Genomic DNA, 17058 nt, shown 5'->3' on the forward strand with positions numbered 1-17058 from the left:
TTTGATATATATTGGAAGTAAAAAATCAATTTTTTGTTATGATTTTTTACGCAAGATGAAGCGACCGAACTGACCGTCATGGGCTTCATCGAGCCGTTCACGAAAGAACTTCCAATGGAATATGCGGTCGAAATGAACCGTCTCATCAAGTTCGAGATGGAAGGTTCAATCGGATAATTCGTCTTACTCTCTCATCTATGGATGAGGGAGTTTTTTCATGAAATGGTTATTCGGGTAAAGAGTGAAAAAGGAGGGATTACTATGCGTGACATCGTCTATTCCTTTCAAGTCTCGCTTGACGGTTATATCGAAGATGCGTCAGGTAGGATCGATTTCGCTTCACCGGACGCAGAATTACATCAGTATTTCAATGACTACGAGAAAGCGTTCGATACCCATGTCTATGGACGTCGTTTGTACGAGATGATGCAATACTGGGAGACAGCGGATCAGGAAGACGAGCCGATTGTCGTTGAGTATGCGAAAACCTGGCAATCGCTTGAGAAGGTCGTCTTCTCGCGGACGCTCGACGCTGTCGAAGGAAAGACACGTCTAGCGACCAAGTCACTTACCGAGGAACTTCAAGCACTAAAAGCCTTGCCTGGAAAACAGATTGCGATCGGTGGGGCGACGCTTGCTGCTGAAGCGATACGACTTGGACTCGTCGACCGTTATCATATCGTGATTTATCCTGTTCTGCTCGGCGGTGGAAAACGGATGTTTCCGGTGTTCGATCAACCGCAACACTTAAAGATGATCAAAACACAATACTTCGAATCGGGATGTATCATACTTGAATATGAACGTTTAAATTGAAGCATTGAAGAAGAAATCCCGGATTCTGCTATGCTATGATGAATAGGTAGAATAGAACACGTAAGGGGGAGGAGCGCATGATATATATCGGTGTTACGGGCTGGGGAGATCATGATAGTCTCTACTTGACCCCGCAAGATCGTAAGGAGAAGCTCGCCGCTTATGCGGGACATTTTCCAGCAGTCGAGGTCGACTCGACGTTCTATGCGATTCAACCGGAACGAAACTACGAAAAATGGACATCCGAGACACCGGACGGGTTCCGCTTCATCGTCAAGGTCCACCGGGCGATGAGTGGACATGACCGGGAGAATAAAGATCCGCTCGGTCCGATTTTTGAACAATATATCGCGTCGATCGAACCGATGCGAAAGAGTGGAAAGATTGCAGCGATCCTCGTGCAGTTACCGCCCTGGTTCGATGTCAGCAAAATGCACTTGGAGTATTTGCAAACGATCCGAAAATCACTTGCTGGACTGCCGGTCGCGATTGAGTTCCGAAATCCATCGTGGTATTCGGAAGCTTATCGTGAGCGGACGCTCCGATTTTTGAAGGAACATCAGTTTATTCATACGATTTGTGACGAACCCCAGACCGAAGATGGTTCCGTACCATTCGTACCGGTCGTGACGCAGGAGACGGCATTCATCCGCCTCCATGGACGAAATAAAGCGGGTTGGTTAAAGAAACCGGGTCAAAGCAGCGACGATTGGCGAAAAGTCCGCTGTCTCTACCGCTACTCAGAAGACGAGTTACAGGAACTCGCAAACCACGTCCGAAACGTGGCAGCGGAAGCAAAGGATGTCTATGTCTTCTTCAATAACAACTCAGCAGGAGATGCTGCCCCGAATGCGAAACGATTAATCGAGATTCTCGATCTCGACTATGAACTCGCGCCGCGACAAATCTCATTGTTTTAAATCATCAAGGGGGGCTTCTGCATGAAGTTACACATCATTCACTATAATGATCTGCATTCACACTTCGACATGTGGCCTCGCTACATGTCCTTCGTCAAGGAACACCGGACGTATGATTCGCTCGTTTTTGATCTCGGCGATCATGCTGACCGTGTTGATCCAGCGACGGAAGCAACAAAAGGAAAAATCAATACGCATCTACTGAATGCGTTGATGCCGACTGCCGTGACGATCGGGAATAATGAAGGCATCACGTTTCCGCACGACTGGTTAGCGAACCTCTACACGGAAGCGGACTTTCCGGTCCTCGTCTCGAATTTAGAAGCACCGTTTGCCAAGCAAGGAGTCATTCACGAATTACCGACCGGAAAAGTCGGCGTCTTTGGTCTGACGGCACCGTATATCGAACTGTACGGTTTACTTGGTTGGACGATCGAAGAACCGTTTGACGTCGCGGCGCGTGAAATCGAACATTTGCGTCAAGAAGTCGACGTCTTGATTTGTTTGAGTCACCTCGGTTTCTATCAAGACGAAGAACTCGCGATGCGTTTTCCAGAACTGGATTTGATCATCGGTGCGCATACGCACCATGTCCTTGATGACGGTGTCGTTAAGAACGGTGTCTTAATCACCCAAGCCGGTAAACATGGGCAGTATGCGGGTGAAATTTATATGAATACGGATACCGGAGAGAAGGAAGCGGTCCTTCATTCCTTACACGATTACGTCGAGGACGAAGCGACGGCGAAATTACTCGACCGCGAACAGTATCTGGCGGAACAACAGATGAAGGAGCCGATTGGCGAGACATCGGGTCTAGCCAATGATTGGTTCAGCGAGTCGCCGTTCTCACAATTGCTTGTCGAGACGATGCGTGATTGGTGTGATGCGGATATCGCTTGTGTCCCGGCAGGTATTCTGCTTGGGTCACTTCCACCAGGTCCTGTCTCTGCCTTTGATTTACATCGACTCTGTCCGCACCCGATCAATCCTTGTAAAGTGACGATGACCGGAGTGGAATTACAAACTTTCCTCGACGAAGTCAAAACAGATCAGTTCGAACAACTAAAGGTTCGAGGTCTCGGTTTCCGTGGTAAGTTGATGGGGCGGATGCATTATGCTGGTTTGGCGGCACATCAACCGCTTGAGCCAACGCGAAACTATACGGTCGTCTTGCCGGATATGTTCACGTTCGGTCCACTCTTTCCAGCGATCAAAGAAATGCCAAAAGAATATTTCATGCCGGAATTGTTACGGGATTTGTTGTTCGAACGCTTATCGGAGAAGTCGGAATATAATGAATTACATGTTCGCAAACCCTGATTGTTTGTTATACTAAAGCAGACATGAATTGACTTTTTGGGGATGAAGGGGGAAGCGAAACCATGGGACGCGGAGAAATCCAACGTAAACCGGAATGGTTGAAAATCAAGCTGAATACGAATGAAACCTACACAGAATTAAAAAGTATGATGCGCGAGAAAAAGCTACATACTGTCTGTGAGGAAGCAAAGTGTCCGAATATCCACGAGTGTTGGGCGGTACGCCGGACGGCGACGTTCATGATTCTCGGAAGTATCTGCACACGTGCGTGCCGTTTTTGCGCCGTGACGACAGGACGCCCAAACGAACTCGATCTTGAAGAACCAAAACGTGTCGCGGAATCCGTTCGTTTGATGAACCTGAAGCACGCGGTCATCACAGCGGTTGCCCGTGACGATCTGAATGATTTCGGAGCAGGTGTTTACGCTGAAACCGTCCGTGAAGTTCGTCGGATGAATCCAGAGACATCAATCGAAGTCTTGCCTTCAGATATGGGTGGGAACTTTGAGGCATTGAAAACGCTGATTGATGCACAACCAGACATCATGAACCACAACATCGAGACGGTCCGCCGTCTGACACCGACCGTTCGTGCGAAAGCGACATACGACCGGACGCTTGAATTCCTTCGCCGTTCGAAGGAACTCGCACCTGAAATTCCAACGAAGTCGAGCTTGATGCTTGGTCTTGGTGAGACATGGGAAGAGATTCTTGAAACGATGGATGATCTTCGCGCAAATAACGTCGACATCATGACAATCGGTCAGTATCTCCAACCGACGAAAAAACACCTCGACGTCATCAAATACTATACACCACAAGAGTTCGCTGAACTGAAGCAGATCGCGCTCAGCAAAGGATTCTCGCACTGTGAGGCAGGTCCACTCGTTCGTTCGTCGTATCACGCGGATGAGCAAGTCAACGCAGCGAAAAAGAATAAAACAGCACTTCCGATCGACTAACGATCAAAAACCGTTCGAGCAGTTGCTCGGACGGTTTTTCGTCTGCCAGGCGAAATGGAATATGCTATGATAAGAACAGCAGGAGGTGGGAATAATGATACAAGTCAATCGGGAACGTTATGAGGTCGTCGAAGAGAAGCGGGAAGGTTTTAATGAGGAAGCCTTCATCGGTCGTTTTAGCGATGTCCTAGAGAAATATGATTATATCGTGGGGGACTGGGGGCACGGTCAATTACGGCTACGTGGCTTCTATGAGGATCAACACGAGAAAGCGACATTCGATACGAAAATTTCGCATGTGGCGGATTATCTCTACGAATACTGTAACTTCGGATGTGCCTACTTTATCGTCAAGAAGATCGGATTGGTAGAAGGAGAAGAAGCACCACCTCGCTTCGACGGTTCTTCATCCAATACGTTGAAGTTGAAACGGAAGTTCGCACCTGCACCAGAGAAGACGGAAAGCGAGTAATCAAACTGTCATACAGAAAAGCGTTTCTAGTGGACGGAATTCGGCTATTACTATAAGTATCATGTACCTATAGGGGGAACCATCCATGCGAATCGTTGGAATTTACTCATCCGTACCAGAAGTTGTTAGTGCCGTGCACGATCTCCGTGTTGCCGGTGTCGTCTCGACTGATTTAAAAGTCTTAGCACACGACAAATACGATCTCGAACAAATCGAGGAACTAGCGGATTTGAACAACCAACAGACATCTACGCGTCTGTCACAGGAAGATCATCGTAATCTCTGGCAGGAAATCAAGAGCATCTTCAAAAAAGATGACACGGCTTCCCACGGAGATGCTATTCGTGGAAGTGGCTTGACGAAGGAAGACGTCGATCGTGCGAATCATGCGGTCGAAAGCGGTCAATTCGTATTACTCGTCGGTGATGAAGCGGATCAGCATTCGGAGCGTCGTGCCCATGACGAGTCAGACAATACGAACGTCTTCAGCGGACCGAACACATTAAATGAACGAAACGATCGTCTCTTATAAGAAAAAGCCTTCGTCCGCGGACGAAGGCTTTTTTCATAGACCGATATAAGCGCGTAGATACATCTCGAGTTCCGTTGCCGCATCGTCTTCGACGTCAAACGCCGTCGCGATGTAGCCAGGTTCATCAAAATCGTCCGCACCGATGATCGCATAGCGATTCGATAAGAGATTCAAGACGAGAATCTTACCGTAAAAATGTTCCGAGTGCGTGATGGCGAGATCAAACCGACTAGCTTCTCCGATCCAACTGACAAAGCGTGTCTTCGTTTGTTCGACATCATCATATAAAAAATCACGTTCTTCCATCATTCAGCTTCCCTCATTTCCCTAACATCTGTTTCAGATTAAAGGGTTTGGGGGACTTTTTGCAAGTATGGTTTACGCGATAAGCTATGCTCGGCGATGACTTTTCGAATCGTCCGTGTCTTTGAACGCATGACGAGGGATGTCGTCTCAACGATATCATCCGTCAAGAACTTAACGCCATCGAGCATTTCGCCCGTCGTGACGCCGGTCGCGGCAAAGATACAGTCGTCGCTTTTAATAAGGTCATCAAGCATCAAGAGTTGAAGCGGATCTTCAAGTCCCATCCGGATGACACGAGCGGTTTCTTCTTCGTTCATCGGATGTAAACGTGCCTGCATGTCACCGCCCATCGCTTTGACAGCAGCAGCCGTGATGACACCTTCAGGAGCACCACCTGTTCCGATGAAGATATCGATTCCTGTCGCAGGAGAGAGTGGTGCGATTCCAGCCGAGACGTCGCCGTCTTCAAATAGACGAACCCGTGCGCCCATCCGCATCGCGGCTTCACGGAAGTGATCGTGACGTGGGCGATCCTGCATGATGACAGTGACGTCCTCAATCCGTTTATTGTTGTATTGAGCTGCTTTTTCAATGATGACTTCAAGTGGATCGTCGAGCGAGACGTGCCCTTTTAAGTTCGGTCCAACTGTTAATTTATCCATATACATATCCGGTGCGTGGAGCAGGGCACCTTGATCGGCGACGGCGATGACGACCATCGCATTACCGAGACCTTTGGCGACGATATTCGTACCTTCGAGCGGGTCGACGGCGATGTCAACGATTGGACCGTTTGCTGTTCCGACACGTTCGCCGATGAAGAGCATCGGTGCTTCGTCGAGTTCGCCTTCACCGATGACGACCGTTCCGTTCATGTTGACCGTGTTCAAGACTTCGCGCATCGCAGTCGTTGCTGCATCATCCGCTTCATTTTTCTTACCGCGACCAATCCATTGAGCAGAAGCTAGTGCTGCTGCTTCCGTAGCGCGTACGATTTCCAGTGCGAGTTCCCGTTCCATGTATATAACCTCCACGTCACCAATGTGACATACTATTTTCAGCAAAAATCTAAATTGAGGATAACACATTGAGTAATGTGATGCAAATGACCTTTCTGCTTTTCAGGATTGCCGGATAACGATAAAATGGAGGATGTGAGGGGGAATGAAGATGTATTTCGTCAATCGTCAAAAAATCGAAGAGACGGTCGTTTGTTATGAGACGGCACTTCGACAAAGTAAGGAAGTTACGGGGGATCCGGTGACGACGGCACTGGCTATGGAACGGATCGGTTTTTTAGTCATCGAAAGTGTCATCGACATCGGAAACAGTATGATTGATGGATTCATCATGCGGGATCCGGGAAGTTATGAAGATATCATCCTCATTTTAGAAGATGAGAAGGTCATCGATGGACCGCTCGCGACGAGTCTGAAGAAGCTCGTTGCGTTACGTACGTTGATCGTCCGGTCATTCACACAGTCGAGTATGGCGGAGATTCGGGCGGTACTTGAGACAGAGGAAGCAGAGCTACGTCGTTTCCCGGAAGCGATTCGCCGGTATATCGAGACAGAACTCGGACCGGTGTCTGCATTTTTACCAAACGAGGAGTGAGTCAGGATGAAGGCAAAAGGCTATTTATTTGATTTAGATGGAACGATGTATAACGGAACGGAACCGGTAAAAGAAGCGGTCGATTTCGTCAATCGTCTGCAAGCAGAAGGGATTCCGTATTTGTTCGTGACGAATAATGCGTCGATGACGGCAGAAGCCGTGGCGGAGAAATTACGCGGGATGGGTGTTCATTCCGATGCGAAACACGTCTTGACGAGTGCGATGGCGACCGGTCGTTATATCGCTGATCTATCACCGAAAGCGCGCGTCTATGCGATCGGTGAGACAGGACTGATTGATGCGCTTGAACGGGAAGGGTTAGACGTTGTCGCAACAGAAGCGGCAGATTACGTCGTCATCGGTCTCGACCGTCAGATCACGTATGAAAAACTCGCTGTCGGTGCCCTCGCGATTCGTGCCGGTGCTCGCTTCATCTCGACGAACGGAGACATTGCCATTCCGACAGAACGTGGATTCTTACCAGGAAACGGTGCCTTGACGTCCGTACTGCGCGTGACGACGGAGAAGGAACCGTTCTTCATCGGTAAACCGGAACCGGTCATGGTCGATATCGCAACGGAGATGATTGGTCTGTCAAAAGAAGACGTCATCATGGTCGGGGATAACTACCATACGGATATTCTATTCGGAATCAATGGAGGCATCCGGACGATGCACGTCAATTCTGGCGTCCATACACCCGTCTTCATTCAAGGTCAGGATCGTCAACCGACATACATGGTCGATACGTTAGCAGAATGGATTCTATGAATCAAAAAATCCCGAACGAGAATTCGTTCGGGATTTCATGTATTAGAAGACTTGTTCGACTTCAACGACGCCAGCGACTTCTTCAAGAAGGGCACGTTCGATACCGGCCTTCAATGTGATCGTTGAACTTGGGCAGCTACCACAAGCTCCCATCAAACGGAGTTTTACGATTCCGTCTTCTACATCTACGAGTTCAACGTCTCCTCCATCACGAAGAAGGAACGGACGCAATTTTTCAAGAACTTCATTCACTTGATCAAACATTTCCATGCGTAAACACATCCTTTCGTATAGTTTCATTGTAACAGGGTTGAAAAATGTTCTCAATCTGGAAAACTTGTATACTAAAGAGGAGAGAATTGAAAAGGGGGACTTCAAGATGGAAATCACGGTTTACGGGACAACGGTCACTTGTCCGAGTTGTGTCGGGGCACCCAGCTCGGAAGAGACGTTTAGTTGGCTACAAGCCGTCCTCGGGCGGAAATATGAGCAAGAAATGACGCTACGCTATGTCGATTTCGAGACAGCGACAGCGGATCAATGGACGGAAGCCTTAAAAGAGGATGTCTATTTTTATCCATTGATCGTGCTTGATGATGAGATGATTGACGAGGGGTACGTCAAGCTGAAGACGATCACGGCGGCGATTGATGCAAAGTTAAGTCAGACGGGGTGAACGAAAAAAGAGGTATCCCGAGTCGGATACCTCTTTTGCTCATTTAATCTTTTTGTGTTTCCATAAGACACCGGACTTTAAGAGACGTGGGACTTTTCCCGTCAGCGCTTGCTTGCCCATGACGATCCCGAAACCATCTGATTTCCCGAGCGATCCGAGCATCCCGCGCAGTTTGATTTCTGGCAGTTTCGGCAATTTCTTCCCTTGCCATTTCGCTTGCAAGACATCGACGACTTGTTCTGCCTGATGTTCTGCGAGTTGACCGCTTGGTGCATACGGCAAGCTGGCACAATCGCCGATGACGAAGACGTTATCGTATTCTGGTACATGGTGATGTTCCGTCAATTTGATCCGACCACCGCTATCTGCAGCAAAGCCGAGATCACGAACGACCTTGACCGGTTGCGTACCTGCCGTCCAAATCGTCAAGTCCGACGGGTACGTATCGTCGCCATTACGCACGTCGTCCGCTGTGACGAGCGTGACGTTCGAATTGTTGATGACTTCCACGTCATGCTCCTCGAACCATTCCTGGACGTAAGATGAGACTTTGTCGGATAAGAATGACAAGACGGATGGACCGCGGTCGAACAGACGAATCGTTAAATCCTTCCGGCTTTCATGCAGTTCACTGGCAAGTTCAACACCAGATAGACCAGCACCGACGATCGAGACGACGGACCCCGGTGACAGACCACAGATCGCTTGCTGTGTCTTGCGCGATTCTTCAAGTGTCTGGATGCTGTATGTAAACTCTTGAGCACCCGGAATGTTGTGGTATTTATCCTCGCAACCGAGGGCGATGATCAAGTCATCATAGAATAATTCTGATCCGTCCTGCAGGTGGACCGTATTCGTCTCTGGTGAAATTTTAATGACATGTCCATATTTATAAGTAAGATGTTTCCCCTCCGGAAATTCAATCCGGACATCTCGATCTGATAATGTACCTGCTGCGAGTGCGTAATATTCCGTTTTGAGTGCGTGGTACGGTAGACGGTCGACGAGCGTGACGGCAACTTCCTCGTCCTTGAATCGCTCACAAATCCGCATTCCACCATATCCTCCGCCGAGTACGACTAATTGCTTCATAACGTAAAATCCCCCTTAGTTCCCCTAAATCAGTCTGACCTTGTATAATACGACATGAGGCAGGTCGTTTCCTGCTTGAAGGAGGAAAAAAAGTGAATCCGATTATTGAATTTTGTATCAGTAACTTAGCGGCTGGTACACAGGTCGTCATGGAGCAACTCGAACGTGACCCGAACGTCGACGTCGTCGAATACGGTTGCCTTGGCTATTGCGGCATTTGTTCGCTTGATCATTTTTGTCTCGTTGATGGTGAGACCGTCGTAGGCGAGACACCGGAAGAGTTACTCGAAAAGATTTACCTGAAAATCGAAGAGAATGAGCTGTGAGCACGGACAGCCAAAAAATCCCCTCGTTCGTCTGAACGAGGGGATTCGTGTCCGTCAGCGGGCGCAGCTTTTCGGATCAGGCAGATTGTTGACGGCGCATCATCCATGGTCGTAATTTCAAGAACAACGGAATGAAGAGTGCCGAGATGAACAACGCCTTGATGACGTTAAACGGTAAGATACCGGCTGTGATCGCTGTCCATTTGACAGCTGGATCCGCCATGTAGTCCATACCGAGGAACCATGCATACGCTGGAAGGATCAAGATATAGTTGAGAATCGCAAGACCGAGTGCCATCGTGATCGTACCAGCGACGAGACCAGTTGCGAGACCTTGTGTTGATTTCTTTTTGTGGTAGAACCAGCTAACAGGAAGCACGAATGCGACGCCAGCAGCGAAGTTCGCGAATTCTCCGACCGGAACACCACTTCCGCGGAAGATGTAGTATAACACGTTCTTCAGTGCTTCGACGATGACACCTGCGATCGGTGAGAACATGATCGCTGCGACGAGAGCAGGAACATCACTGAAGTCGATCTTCAGATAGTTCGGTAAGAACGGTAGTGGAAAATTGATAAGCATAAGAACAAATGAGATTGAACCTAACATTGACAGAGTGACCATTTTTTGTGTGCGTTTCATACGAGTATTGTCTCCTTTTGCTCGTTCCTCTCGATGAAGTATTGGCATGACTGCGTCCATAAAGAAACCCCTATTGATGAAATCAACAGGGGAGAAGTCCGCATTAAATAAACCTAATCGATTGTTGCAAAAATCGATCAAATTCAAACTCATGCCGCCATCTTCTCCCATCCAGACTATACTGTCGGCTCCTGAATTACACAGAATCAGCAAATAGCGCCCTATTCGCTCGCGGGCTTCAACTCATAATAGTTGTTTACCGCCGGTCGGGAATTTCACCCTGCCCTGAAGATGGAACGATTATTTTGTTGTACATACCATTTATACAACGAATTCAAGATAGTTTCAAGCAACTAGGTTTCGATTCGCTCAGAAGTTGCGTATACTAAAGAAAAGGAAGGTGATGACATGATCCATTTAACGGAGGCAGCAGCGCTACAAGTCCAAGACATGATGGCGCAGGCACCAGCAGATGAACGGAATCTTCGGATGCTCGTCCAAGGTGGTGGATGTAGTGGTCTGTCGTACGGAATGGGATTCGACCAACAGAAAGAAACGGATCTCGTTTTCGAACAGCACGGCGTGACCGTCATCGTGGACGAAAAAGATTACCCGGTCGTCAAAGGACTGGAAATCGATTATAAGCAGTCGATGCTCGGCGGCGGATTCACGATCACGAATCCGAATGCCATCGCAACATGCGGTTGCGGGACATCGTTCCGGACGGCAACGAATGCCGGTACACCAGGTGGTTGTTAAGTTATTCGCCTACTGAGCGCTAACTGACGCAAATGAGCACAGGGATGCGAAGGGTGATAATGTCGAAGGACAAGATTGATTATTACTACGTGAGCACCGCGCTAATGCGTCTTCTATCGGTAAAACGATGGGAGGCGCTATTTTTTATGACTAAAAGAAGAACTATGAATGGTGGAGGCGTGCGCAGAACATTGCGTGCGCCAATCGGTAAGGGGCGAAAGCAAGACGCCATAATTAAGGCTGATTTGAATGTTGCGCTAGATCGGGCAGTCAGCGAATTTTTTGAGTCTAGAAAAGCTCGGAATTTAAGACCGGCAACTGTCGAAGCATACTCGCTGACTTGGCGAAAGTTTGACGGCTGGCTTCGCGAAAAGTATCCCGAAGTGATGTTTGTATCGGATGTTGAAAATACACATGTCCGAGAGTTCGTTCTTTATTTAACGGAAGAAGCGCCACGTTACGGCGATCACCCTTCGTTAGGAAAGAAAGATTTCGGTAAAGGGCTGTCTGCCAACTCTGTTAATGGAGCAATCCGCAACTTAAGAGCGATGTTCAACTACTTCGAAGAAGAAAAGATGGTTGAGAAGAATCCTACGGCGAACATACGGCGCCAGCGAACAGATGACGATGTAATTCAGTCCTTTACAGATGACGAAGTGACTGCGTTACTTGATGCGTGCGATCAGCGCACTTTCGTAGGTTTTCGAGACTATGTATTTCAATTTTTGCTGTTAGATACAGGAGTACGGAATAACGAGGCTACAGGTCTTCGATTTTCAGACGTCAATTATAAAACAAGAAGTCTCTATATTAACGGTGACAAGGCGAAGAATCGTAAGGGACGTGTTGTACCTATTTCTAAAGAAGTATTGGATTTATTAGAGGAATTACAAGCCGAAGCAACTTTTCATTTCCCTGAAGCAGAGCATTTTTTCATGTCGACTAATGGTGTACCGATGCACCCTAACAACATGAATAAGAGGTTGAAGTTTTACGGAGAAGTGACTGGGGTTGAAAAGCGAATACGCACGTCTGCTCATACGTGGCGACACACTGCAGCTAGGAACTATGTGCTGAACGGTGGCGATGCTTATACGCTGATGCGCTTACTCGGGCACTCTAGCGTCACTATGACGAGACGTTATGTACAGATGACAGATAACGACGTACAAAACGTCCATGAGAGAGCATCTGCTATTCGCAAATTCCGAAAATTATCCAAAGGAAGTAGATTCTGAACACAAAAAAGCGTCCATGCGAAATACGTAAGCCCTGGCCGGGGCAGACGACACATGAACACCAATCTCTAGTTCTAGTGTAAGAAATATTCACTCGAAAAGCAAGCTAGTAACGCCACACAATAATATAGTGATGCGTTATTTTGCATGGATGCTCCGAAAAGGGAGCCTATACTAATGTCACTTAAAAATATCACTCACATACTTAACACCGAAACACTAGCCTCAATGACGACGCATGATAGCGTAGACGACCTCAATGCAACGTACTGGGCGCAAGTCACGCTAAACGGCGATCAACTAACGAAATTAGAGCGTGAGGTGTACTACCGGTTAAATCAATTTGCTCTGCGCTACATCGGCGTGACTTATTTATCTGCGAACAAACTCGCGACTATCGTCGGATGCGGTCGTGCAACGATATTCCGCGCTTTTAAGAAGCTCCGCACACTTGGCATGATCGAGGTACATAACGCTAAACGACGCTCTGATAACCGTCAGACTTCGAATATAGTCCGTATACTGCCCTTACCAATCGAAGAAACAGCGGCTACTAACGAAATAGATAACGGAGTGCCGCAATTCGAAGATACGCAACCGGCGAATGATTCGCAAGGAACTATCGAAAATGATCCACAAGTAGCGCAACAAAATGATTCGCCATTAATCTCTTCTCTTTTAAGTTCTTTTTCTTCAAGCTCTAAAACATTCGACGCTACTCCGAATGAAATATTGAGCGCCTTTAACGTGGGAACAGAACTGGCGAGGGCAATACAGCCGTTAGCGATTCCGGTTGAACAGAGACTCGAGTTGCTAACGAAAGGTATCGTAAATCACGTCAGATCCGTTTTATCACGTCAGTTCCCGTTACTCGTCCGCAATTTTGATTTGCTCGCATATATTCGTCAGATTGAATCTGCAGCCATCCGTACTGCCTATGTCGCGAAGAAGAAGAACCTTCGCAGCATCACCGGGTACTTTTTAAGCGTCGTCACTTCGTTAGTATGCGATGAAATGGCGCAGATGGCCGCTGAGTTAGCGATGGAAAAAGCAGAAGGCGAAGGGTTGTCCGGATACGCAGCAATCGTGTATGGGCGCTATGTGGCGCAGGAGTGCGCATCAGGCGAAGGATTGGTAATGGTTCGCAGTATTATCGATGAGTGTTATATCGGTGAAGTCGGGTGAGTGCGGACATTACGCTCCACTGTACACGTATTATAGAAGGATATGGAAATCGAGATGTCCGTTTCATTCCGGTTAAATCCGCATCGGGCGTAGGATGCGAGGCTATACTTAATTTCGAGGATACAGTATAACGGGCGTTTTGCGCAGGAGTAATATAGTAGGAAGCAGAAAAAACAGGTGGACTTTTCTATACTTTTTACGGGCACGTACCTTTGACTGGACGAGCATTATTTATTTTTGATTCGGTTATTAGGTGTAGTAGCAAGGAGTGGCGAGGGTAACGATAGAGTGTAAGTAGCGCAATGTTGCGATGTAACTATATGAAGGGACGCGATAATGTCGCTACACTCTATTACACTCTACGTCCGCACACGGCTTCAGATAGACGTCCACTATTTATTTTTGAGGAGACTAATCCGCTGTATATTTGTTGCATAAAAGGTGCTCGATACAGGCGCCAATCGACGCAACTATGCGGTGTTTCAACGCTATGCATAACGCATGCATACGGATACGATCGAGTGACCACGCATGATTGGCGTAACACCAACGTTCCTTGCGATAACAGTAACGACACACAACATGGTTCTGTAGCGTTGTTAATACGTTATTTATTCATCGATCAATTGCGGAGTGCTGCGAGGATTGCGCGACCCCCAAGGGCACCGGCTATTTTCGTTCCTTCCCAACGGCATATAAACCCGCGCACCAAAATTAACGTCTGAACTCGAGATAGATAGGACCGTTAGCCGGCGGAAGATATTCAATATCTGCAAAAACCGTTCCCGATCTCGTAATTGTCGCGTCAATTAGGCAATCTTCGTATGTCTCGTAGTTAACGCTGGTCGCGATCAATCTATCGTCATGGTCAAGCAATAGAAAACAAAGGCTGCCGTCGGGATTATTGATAATTTTAAGTTTCATGGTTTCGTCTCCTTTTGTGTATTAGAAAGGACCTGCGCAAACAGGTCCAAGTTGTTAAGAAAAATGTGATACATAACGCAGGTCTTTAATTTCAGCTTTAGAAGCATCAGCGATAATCAAGCGTACGGCATGTAAACAACTATCGTAGCTTTTATATGTTTCGCTAGTTGCAACGGGCTCACCGTTTGCAGCAACTACATTAAAGTACACTTGATCATTTTTAGACTTACGGATTTCGAATTTCATATTAACACCCCCTCTCTTTATATTTATTATAATCCAAATGAAGTTAATTTAATTCAATATTATGGTAAAAGAGATAATCAAAAAAGTCCCACACCAGCAGGACTATTTATCAGGGTTATTCTGTTTTAGTTGAAGCGATGCTTCGAATCTCGCATGAAGATTGTCGATGGCAATATCGATAAGCTTACTCCTTGAGGATCCTAAATCTTCAGCCATTTCATCAAGTTTGGCTAACGTGTTTTCAGCGAGAGTAAAGTTAATGCGTTTTCTTATCCTGTTCTCCTCCATAAAATCACCTTCCTTTATAAATATCCTAACACCACTCCACAATAATGAGCACGTGTGCGTACAAATATTGACCTCTAATGGAAAAAGATACTAGATTATGTGAGCACGTGTGCGTACAATTAAGGTAACAAATGGAATTTTGGAAAGGGAGAAGCACAGTGACTATAGAAAATCGCGGATTTAATCAGTTTTGGGTGGATAAAGACGGCGTAAAATACGCTGTCGGTGTTGCAGAAGCGGCAAGACTTTTGGAATGTTCAGTTGAGGAAGCGAGAAGAGTTACTTTTGCTACTTTGCAAGACGTTGAGGTGGCTTGATGATCGAACTAGACAACGTAAAAACAGACTTGTATCGAAAGACCGAGCTTTATAATCGGACAGCAATAGGCTTTGATGAACTTTCATCTGATTTAGAACGTTCGGAAACATTCCCCTTTATAGATCAAATCATATATCCATTAAAAATTGGAGACAGAGCAGCATTTGTTCACGGCATCGTTTTCGAAGCAGAAGTTTTAGTCGATACTCCGACTTTTTCATGGCGTGGGCGATGCTCATTCCATCGACCTCGTGAACGAGGTTACGATAGAGATTTGTATAACCTGTCACGGCGTGGAATTTCGGAGTTTATAGCAGAGGCTGCACTTTCCTCGGCATCTGATGAACTTTTCGGATTCTCCATCGCTGAAGAATTCTTGTACCGAGTAGGTTATGACGATAAAAGAAGATTAGTTTACGGCGACAAAGTTCGGATATTCATATCAGACCTTACCTATCAACTTGCGTACGGTGATCGATTCGAAAAGATTTATGTAAGCGATGATGAAGACGAGGGGGAGGATTATTAAATGCAAAATCTACTTATACGAGCAAAAAGAACGAACTCAGCGGCAACCATCGAGCTACCCGCACTGGACACGACATGGACGGTACCAAACAACACTGTAAGCATCAGCTTCCGCAGCCAAATCAAAGTGACGCTACCATGGGGGCTTGAGGAGATCGTCTATGCAGAGTCGGCGCCAGTCACCGATAGCGAAATCGCCGGCGCAGAAATCGATTTAGATTACGTCCGACGTGATAGTTCTTCCGCAGCCTTGCGCGAAGCCATCAACCTCGCAATAGGTATGTCGATCGGCGATGACCGTATTGACGACTGGATTCCGGTACCTGGCGAAATCGGTCGTTATGCTTGCGGCAATGTAGTCACCGAGATTGTCCGTATCGAAGCACGTATCGAAGTAGCTCGTTAAATTTAATAGCAATATCGCAGAAGGCGTCTTATGGCGTCTTTTTTACGCTTATTCATAGAAAAACAGAACGTCGCGTATCAGACGAGGGTATCGGTATGGGTACGAAAGGGTTGCGCTATAATCGCGATTGGATAGCGAAGAATCGAGCGAGTAATATAGTCTATCGTTTTTACCGCTGTTTATAGCACGATTCCAGCGTTGTACCATCAAACCATACCGAAATACCCGCAATTATCGCCACCTGTTATTTCTACGGTTGGTGGGCGGTAAATTACGCATAGAATCGAAAGCGAGGGCGAGGGATTCCGGAAGGTAGCGCGAGGATAGCGAAGCAAGGGCGCCAGGTTGCGATGATCGGCGTTAGCTACCGTATTATCCTTTATCGCGTTAAATCGTGATGACTGACAAATACGTCCAATTGGTCGCCGTTTCACTGACAAATACGTCCAATCGCAAAAGCGACTTGCGCCTTAGAGCCGCAACGGTTTCCACGTTTTTTGGGCAAAAAGTTCTCTTAGTCTTAGAGAGCGCAGTTTAAGCGCAATTAAACGCCATAGGGTCAAATTCGTCCAATTGGTCGCTAAAAGAGGGTCAAATTCGTCCAATCGCAAAACAGCGTTTAGCCTTAGAGCGCCAATGACTTTCCGCTTTTTTAGCGAAAAAGTTCTCTTAGTCTTAAATAGCGCAGTATTACGGATATAAGAACTAGCGAT

At 47.1% G+C, this 17058-nt stretch carries 23 protein-coding genes, 1 pseudogene and 1 riboswitch; of the genes and pseudogenes, 17 read left to right on the forward strand and 7 right to left on the reverse strand.

What is annotated here, in order from left to right:
- Nucleotides 1–48: 48 nt before the first annotated feature.
- The 7 genes and pseudogenes from NOM72_RS02265 to NOM72_RS02295 form a co-directional block, all read left to right on the forward strand.
- Nucleotides 49–177 (forward strand): annotated as a pseudogene (locus NOM72_RS02265) (hypothetical protein); the annotation flags it as partial.
- A gap of 84 nt (nucleotides 178–261) precedes the next feature.
- The gene (locus NOM72_RS02270) at nucleotides 262–816 is read left to right on the forward strand and encodes a dihydrofolate reductase family protein (protein WP_023469153.1); all 555 of its coding nucleotides are present in this window, start codon (nucleotides 262–264) and stop codon (nucleotides 814–816) included.
- Nucleotides 817–893: 77 nt separating this feature from the next.
- Nucleotides 894–1736: a DUF72 domain-containing protein gene (locus NOM72_RS02275; RefSeq protein ID WP_023469152.1), complete on the forward strand. Its 843-nt coding sequence runs from the start codon at nucleotides 894–896 to the stop codon at nucleotides 1734–1736.
- A 21-nt stretch (nucleotides 1737–1757) separates the two neighbouring features.
- Entirely contained in the window at nucleotides 1758–3059 is a 1302-nt protein-coding gene (locus NOM72_RS02280; protein WP_035396386.1) for a bifunctional metallophosphatase/5'-nucleotidase, read from the forward strand.
- A gap of 62 nt (nucleotides 3060–3121) precedes the next feature.
- Nucleotides 3122–4021, forward strand: coding sequence for a lipoyl synthase (lipA, locus tag NOM72_RS02285; protein WP_023469150.1), 900 nt, complete (start codon nucleotides 3122–3124; stop codon nucleotides 4019–4021).
- A 94-nt stretch (nucleotides 4022–4115) separates the two neighbouring features.
- The gene (locus NOM72_RS02290) at nucleotides 4116–4493 is read left to right on the forward strand and encodes a YutD family protein (RefSeq protein WP_023469149.1); all 378 of its coding nucleotides are present in this window, start codon (nucleotides 4116–4118) and stop codon (nucleotides 4491–4493) included.
- Nucleotides 4494–4578: 85 nt separating this feature from the next.
- The gene (locus tag NOM72_RS02295; RefSeq protein WP_023469148.1) at nucleotides 4579–5025 is read left to right on the forward strand and encodes a general stress protein; all 447 of its coding nucleotides are present in this window, start codon (nucleotides 4579–4581) and stop codon (nucleotides 5023–5025) included.
- A gap of 33 nt (nucleotides 5026–5058) precedes the next feature.
- On the opposite strand, the gene NOM72_RS02300 is transcribed toward NOM72_RS02295, so the two are convergent.
- Both NOM72_RS02300 and glpX read right to left on the reverse strand, forming a co-directional pair.
- On the reverse strand, nucleotides 5059–5334 hold the full coding sequence (locus NOM72_RS02300) for a DUF3055 domain-containing protein (protein ID WP_023469147.1): 276 nt from the start codon (nucleotides 5332–5334) through the stop codon (nucleotides 5059–5061).
- 35 nt (nucleotides 5335–5369) lie between these two features.
- Nucleotides 5370–6350, reverse strand: a complete 981-nt coding sequence (glpX, locus tag NOM72_RS02305) for a class II fructose-bisphosphatase (RefSeq protein WP_174316518.1) — start codon at nucleotides 6348–6350, stop codon at nucleotides 5370–5372.
- A gap of 151 nt (nucleotides 6351–6501) precedes the next feature.
- Between glpX and NOM72_RS02310 the strand changes: the two genes are divergently transcribed.
- Both NOM72_RS02310 and NOM72_RS02315 read left to right on the forward strand, forming a co-directional pair.
- Nucleotides 6502–6945 (forward strand): DUF86 domain-containing protein, encoded by a 444-nt coding sequence (locus NOM72_RS02310; protein WP_023469145.1) that lies wholly within the window; start codon nucleotides 6502–6504, stop codon nucleotides 6943–6945.
- 6 nt (nucleotides 6946–6951) lie between these two features.
- On the forward strand, nucleotides 6952–7716 hold the full coding sequence (locus NOM72_RS02315; RefSeq protein ID WP_023469144.1) for a TIGR01457 family HAD-type hydrolase: 765 nt from the start codon (nucleotides 6952–6954) through the stop codon (nucleotides 7714–7716).
- Nucleotides 7717–7758: 42 nt separating this feature from the next.
- Here the strand turns inward: NOM72_RS02315 and NOM72_RS02320 are convergent, their stop codons facing one another.
- Complete coding sequence (locus tag NOM72_RS02320) at nucleotides 7759–7986, reverse strand: NifU family protein (RefSeq protein ID WP_012371190.1); 228 nt, start codon at nucleotides 7984–7986, stop codon at nucleotides 7759–7761.
- A gap of 109 nt (nucleotides 7987–8095) precedes the next feature.
- On the opposite strand from NOM72_RS02320, the gene NOM72_RS02325 reads away from it, so the two are divergent.
- Nucleotides 8096–8392 (forward strand): DUF1462 family protein, encoded by a 297-nt coding sequence (locus tag NOM72_RS02325; RefSeq protein ID WP_255997655.1) that lies wholly within the window; start codon nucleotides 8096–8098, stop codon nucleotides 8390–8392.
- Between the two features lie 39 nt (nucleotides 8393–8431).
- Here NOM72_RS02325 and NOM72_RS02330 read toward each other — a convergent pair whose 3' ends face one another.
- The gene (locus NOM72_RS02330; protein ID WP_055968842.1) at nucleotides 8432–9484 is read right to left on the reverse strand and encodes an NAD(P)/FAD-dependent oxidoreductase; all 1053 of its coding nucleotides are present in this window, start codon (nucleotides 9482–9484) and stop codon (nucleotides 8432–8434) included.
- A gap of 92 nt (nucleotides 9485–9576) precedes the next feature.
- On the opposite strand from NOM72_RS02330, the gene NOM72_RS02335 reads away from it, so the two are divergent.
- Entirely contained in the window at nucleotides 9577–9810 is a 234-nt protein-coding gene (locus tag NOM72_RS02335; protein ID WP_023469141.1) for a YuzB family protein, read from the forward strand.
- Between the two features lie 76 nt (nucleotides 9811–9886).
- On the opposite strand, the gene NOM72_RS02340 is transcribed toward NOM72_RS02335, so the two are convergent.
- Nucleotides 9887–10453: an ECF transporter S component gene (locus NOM72_RS02340; protein ID WP_255997656.1), complete on the reverse strand. Its 567-nt coding sequence runs from the start codon at nucleotides 10451–10453 to the stop codon at nucleotides 9887–9889.
- A 155-nt stretch (nucleotides 10454–10608) separates the two neighbouring features.
- Nucleotides 10609–10750: riboswitch (FMN riboswitch) on the reverse strand.
- A 111-nt stretch (nucleotides 10751–10861) separates the two neighbouring features.
- Between NOM72_RS02340 and NOM72_RS02345 the strand changes: the two genes are divergently transcribed.
- From NOM72_RS02345 to NOM72_RS02355, 3 genes are all read left to right on the forward strand, one after another.
- Nucleotides 10862–11212, forward strand: coding sequence for a HesB/IscA family protein (locus NOM72_RS02345; protein WP_029342414.1), 351 nt, complete (start codon nucleotides 10862–10864; stop codon nucleotides 11210–11212).
- 146 nt (nucleotides 11213–11358) lie between these two features.
- Entirely contained in the window at nucleotides 11359–12450 is a 1092-nt protein-coding gene (locus tag NOM72_RS02350; RefSeq protein ID WP_255997657.1) for a tyrosine-type recombinase/integrase, read from the forward strand.
- 177 nt (nucleotides 12451–12627) lie between these two features.
- Nucleotides 12628–13635 carry a hypothetical protein gene (locus tag NOM72_RS02355; RefSeq protein WP_255997658.1) on the forward strand — a complete coding sequence of 336 codons (1008 nt, stop codon included), beginning with the start codon at nucleotides 12628–12630 and terminating at the stop codon, nucleotides 13633–13635.
- 978 nt (nucleotides 13636–14613) lie between these two features.
- On the opposite strand, the gene NOM72_RS02360 is transcribed toward NOM72_RS02355, so the two are convergent.
- Nucleotides 14614–14805 carry a YegP family protein gene (locus tag NOM72_RS02360; protein ID WP_255997659.1) on the reverse strand — a complete coding sequence of 64 codons (192 nt, stop codon included), beginning with the start codon at nucleotides 14803–14805 and terminating at the stop codon, nucleotides 14614–14616.
- 102 nt (nucleotides 14806–14907) lie between these two features.
- The gene (locus NOM72_RS16165) at nucleotides 14908–15093 is read right to left on the reverse strand and encodes a ribbon-helix-helix domain-containing protein (RefSeq protein WP_370688647.1); all 186 of its coding nucleotides are present in this window, start codon (nucleotides 15091–15093) and stop codon (nucleotides 14908–14910) included.
- A 131-nt stretch (nucleotides 15094–15224) separates the two neighbouring features.
- On the opposite strand from NOM72_RS16165, the gene NOM72_RS02365 reads away from it, so the two are divergent.
- From NOM72_RS02365 to NOM72_RS02375, 3 genes are read left to right on the forward strand one after another with little or no spacing between them, the layout of a single operon-like run.
- On the forward strand, nucleotides 15225–15410 hold the full coding sequence (locus tag NOM72_RS02365) for a hypothetical protein (protein WP_255997660.1): 186 nt from the start codon (nucleotides 15225–15227) through the stop codon (nucleotides 15408–15410).
- Nucleotides 15410–15940 (forward strand): hypothetical protein, encoded by a 531-nt coding sequence (locus NOM72_RS02370; protein WP_255997661.1) that lies wholly within the window; start codon nucleotides 15410–15412, stop codon nucleotides 15938–15940. The genes NOM72_RS02365 and NOM72_RS02370 overlap by 1 nt, the downstream gene beginning before the upstream one ends.
- On the forward strand, nucleotides 15941–16345 hold the full coding sequence (locus NOM72_RS02375) for a hypothetical protein (RefSeq protein ID WP_255997662.1): 405 nt from the start codon (nucleotides 15941–15943) through the stop codon (nucleotides 16343–16345).
- Nucleotides 16346–17058 lie beyond the last annotated feature (713 nt).

Source organism: Exiguobacterium sp. LL15, assembly GCF_024436095.1.
GTDB lineage: Bacteria > Bacillota > Bacilli > Exiguobacteriales > Exiguobacteriaceae > Exiguobacterium_A > Exiguobacterium_A indicum.

Bases quoted from the DNA above. Each gene is read 5' to 3' on its own strand.
- NOM72_RS02270 (WP_023469153.1), top strand. From the start codon at position 262: ATGCGTGACATCGTCTATTCCTTTCAAGTCTCGCTTGACGGTTATATC.
- NOM72_RS02275 (WP_023469152.1), top strand. From the start codon at position 894: ATGATATATATCGGTGTTACGGGCTGGGGAGATCATGATAGTCTCTAC.
- NOM72_RS02280 (WP_035396386.1), top strand. From the start codon at position 1,758: ATGAAGTTACACATCATTCACTATAATGATCTGCATTCACACTTCGAC.
- lipA (WP_023469150.1), top strand. From the start codon at position 3,122: ATGGGACGCGGAGAAATCCAACGTAAACCGGAATGGTTGAAAATCAAG.
- NOM72_RS02290 (WP_023469149.1), top strand. From the start codon at position 4,116: ATGATACAAGTCAATCGGGAACGTTATGAGGTCGTCGAAGAGAAGCGG.
- NOM72_RS02295 (WP_023469148.1), top strand. From the start codon at position 4,579: ATGCGAATCGTTGGAATTTACTCATCCGTACCAGAAGTTGTTAGTGCC.
- NOM72_RS02300 (WP_023469147.1), bottom strand. From the start codon at position 5,334: ATGATGGAAGAACGTGATTTTTTATATGATGATGTCGAACAAACGAAG.
- glpX (WP_174316518.1), bottom strand. From the start codon at position 6,350: ATGGAACGGGAACTCGCACTGGAAATCGTACGCGCTACGGAAGCAGCA.
- NOM72_RS02310 (WP_023469145.1), top strand. From the start codon at position 6,502: ATGTATTTCGTCAATCGTCAAAAAATCGAAGAGACGGTCGTTTGTTAT.
- NOM72_RS02315 (WP_023469144.1), top strand. From the start codon at position 6,952: ATGAAGGCAAAAGGCTATTTATTTGATTTAGATGGAACGATGTATAAC.
- NOM72_RS02320 (WP_012371190.1), bottom strand. From the start codon at position 7,986: ATGGAAATGTTTGATCAAGTGAATGAAGTTCTTGAAAAATTGCGTCCG.
- NOM72_RS02325 (WP_255997655.1), top strand. From the start codon at position 8,096: ATGGAAATCACGGTTTACGGGACAACGGTCACTTGTCCGAGTTGTGTC.
- NOM72_RS02330 (WP_055968842.1), bottom strand. From the start codon at position 9,484: ATGAAGCAATTAGTCGTACTCGGCGGAGGATATGGTGGAATGCGGATT.
- NOM72_RS02340 (WP_255997656.1), bottom strand. From the start codon at position 10,453: ATGAAACGCACACAAAAAATGGTCACTCTGTCAATGTTAGGTTCAATC.
- NOM72_RS02345 (WP_029342414.1), top strand. From the start codon at position 10,862: ATGATCCATTTAACGGAGGCAGCAGCGCTACAAGTCCAAGACATGATG.
- NOM72_RS02350 (WP_255997657.1), top strand. From the start codon at position 11,359: ATGACTAAAAGAAGAACTATGAATGGTGGAGGCGTGCGCAGAACATTG.
- NOM72_RS02355 (WP_255997658.1), top strand. From the start codon at position 12,628: ATGTCACTTAAAAATATCACTCACATACTTAACACCGAAACACTAGCC.
- NOM72_RS02360 (WP_255997659.1), bottom strand. From the start codon at position 14,805: ATGAAATTCGAAATCCGTAAGTCTAAAAATGATCAAGTGTACTTTAAT.
- NOM72_RS16165 (WP_370688647.1), bottom strand. From the start codon at position 15,093: ATGGAGGAGAACAGGATAAGAAAACGCATTAACTTTACTCTCGCTGAA.
- NOM72_RS02365 (WP_255997660.1), top strand. From the start codon at position 15,225: ATGGAATTTTGGAAAGGGAGAAGCACAGTGACTATAGAAAATCGCGGA.
- NOM72_RS02370 (WP_255997661.1), top strand. From the start codon at position 15,410: ATGATCGAACTAGACAACGTAAAAACAGACTTGTATCGAAAGACCGAG.
- NOM72_RS02375 (WP_255997662.1), top strand. From the start codon at position 15,941: ATGCAAAATCTACTTATACGAGCAAAAAGAACGAACTCAGCGGCAACC.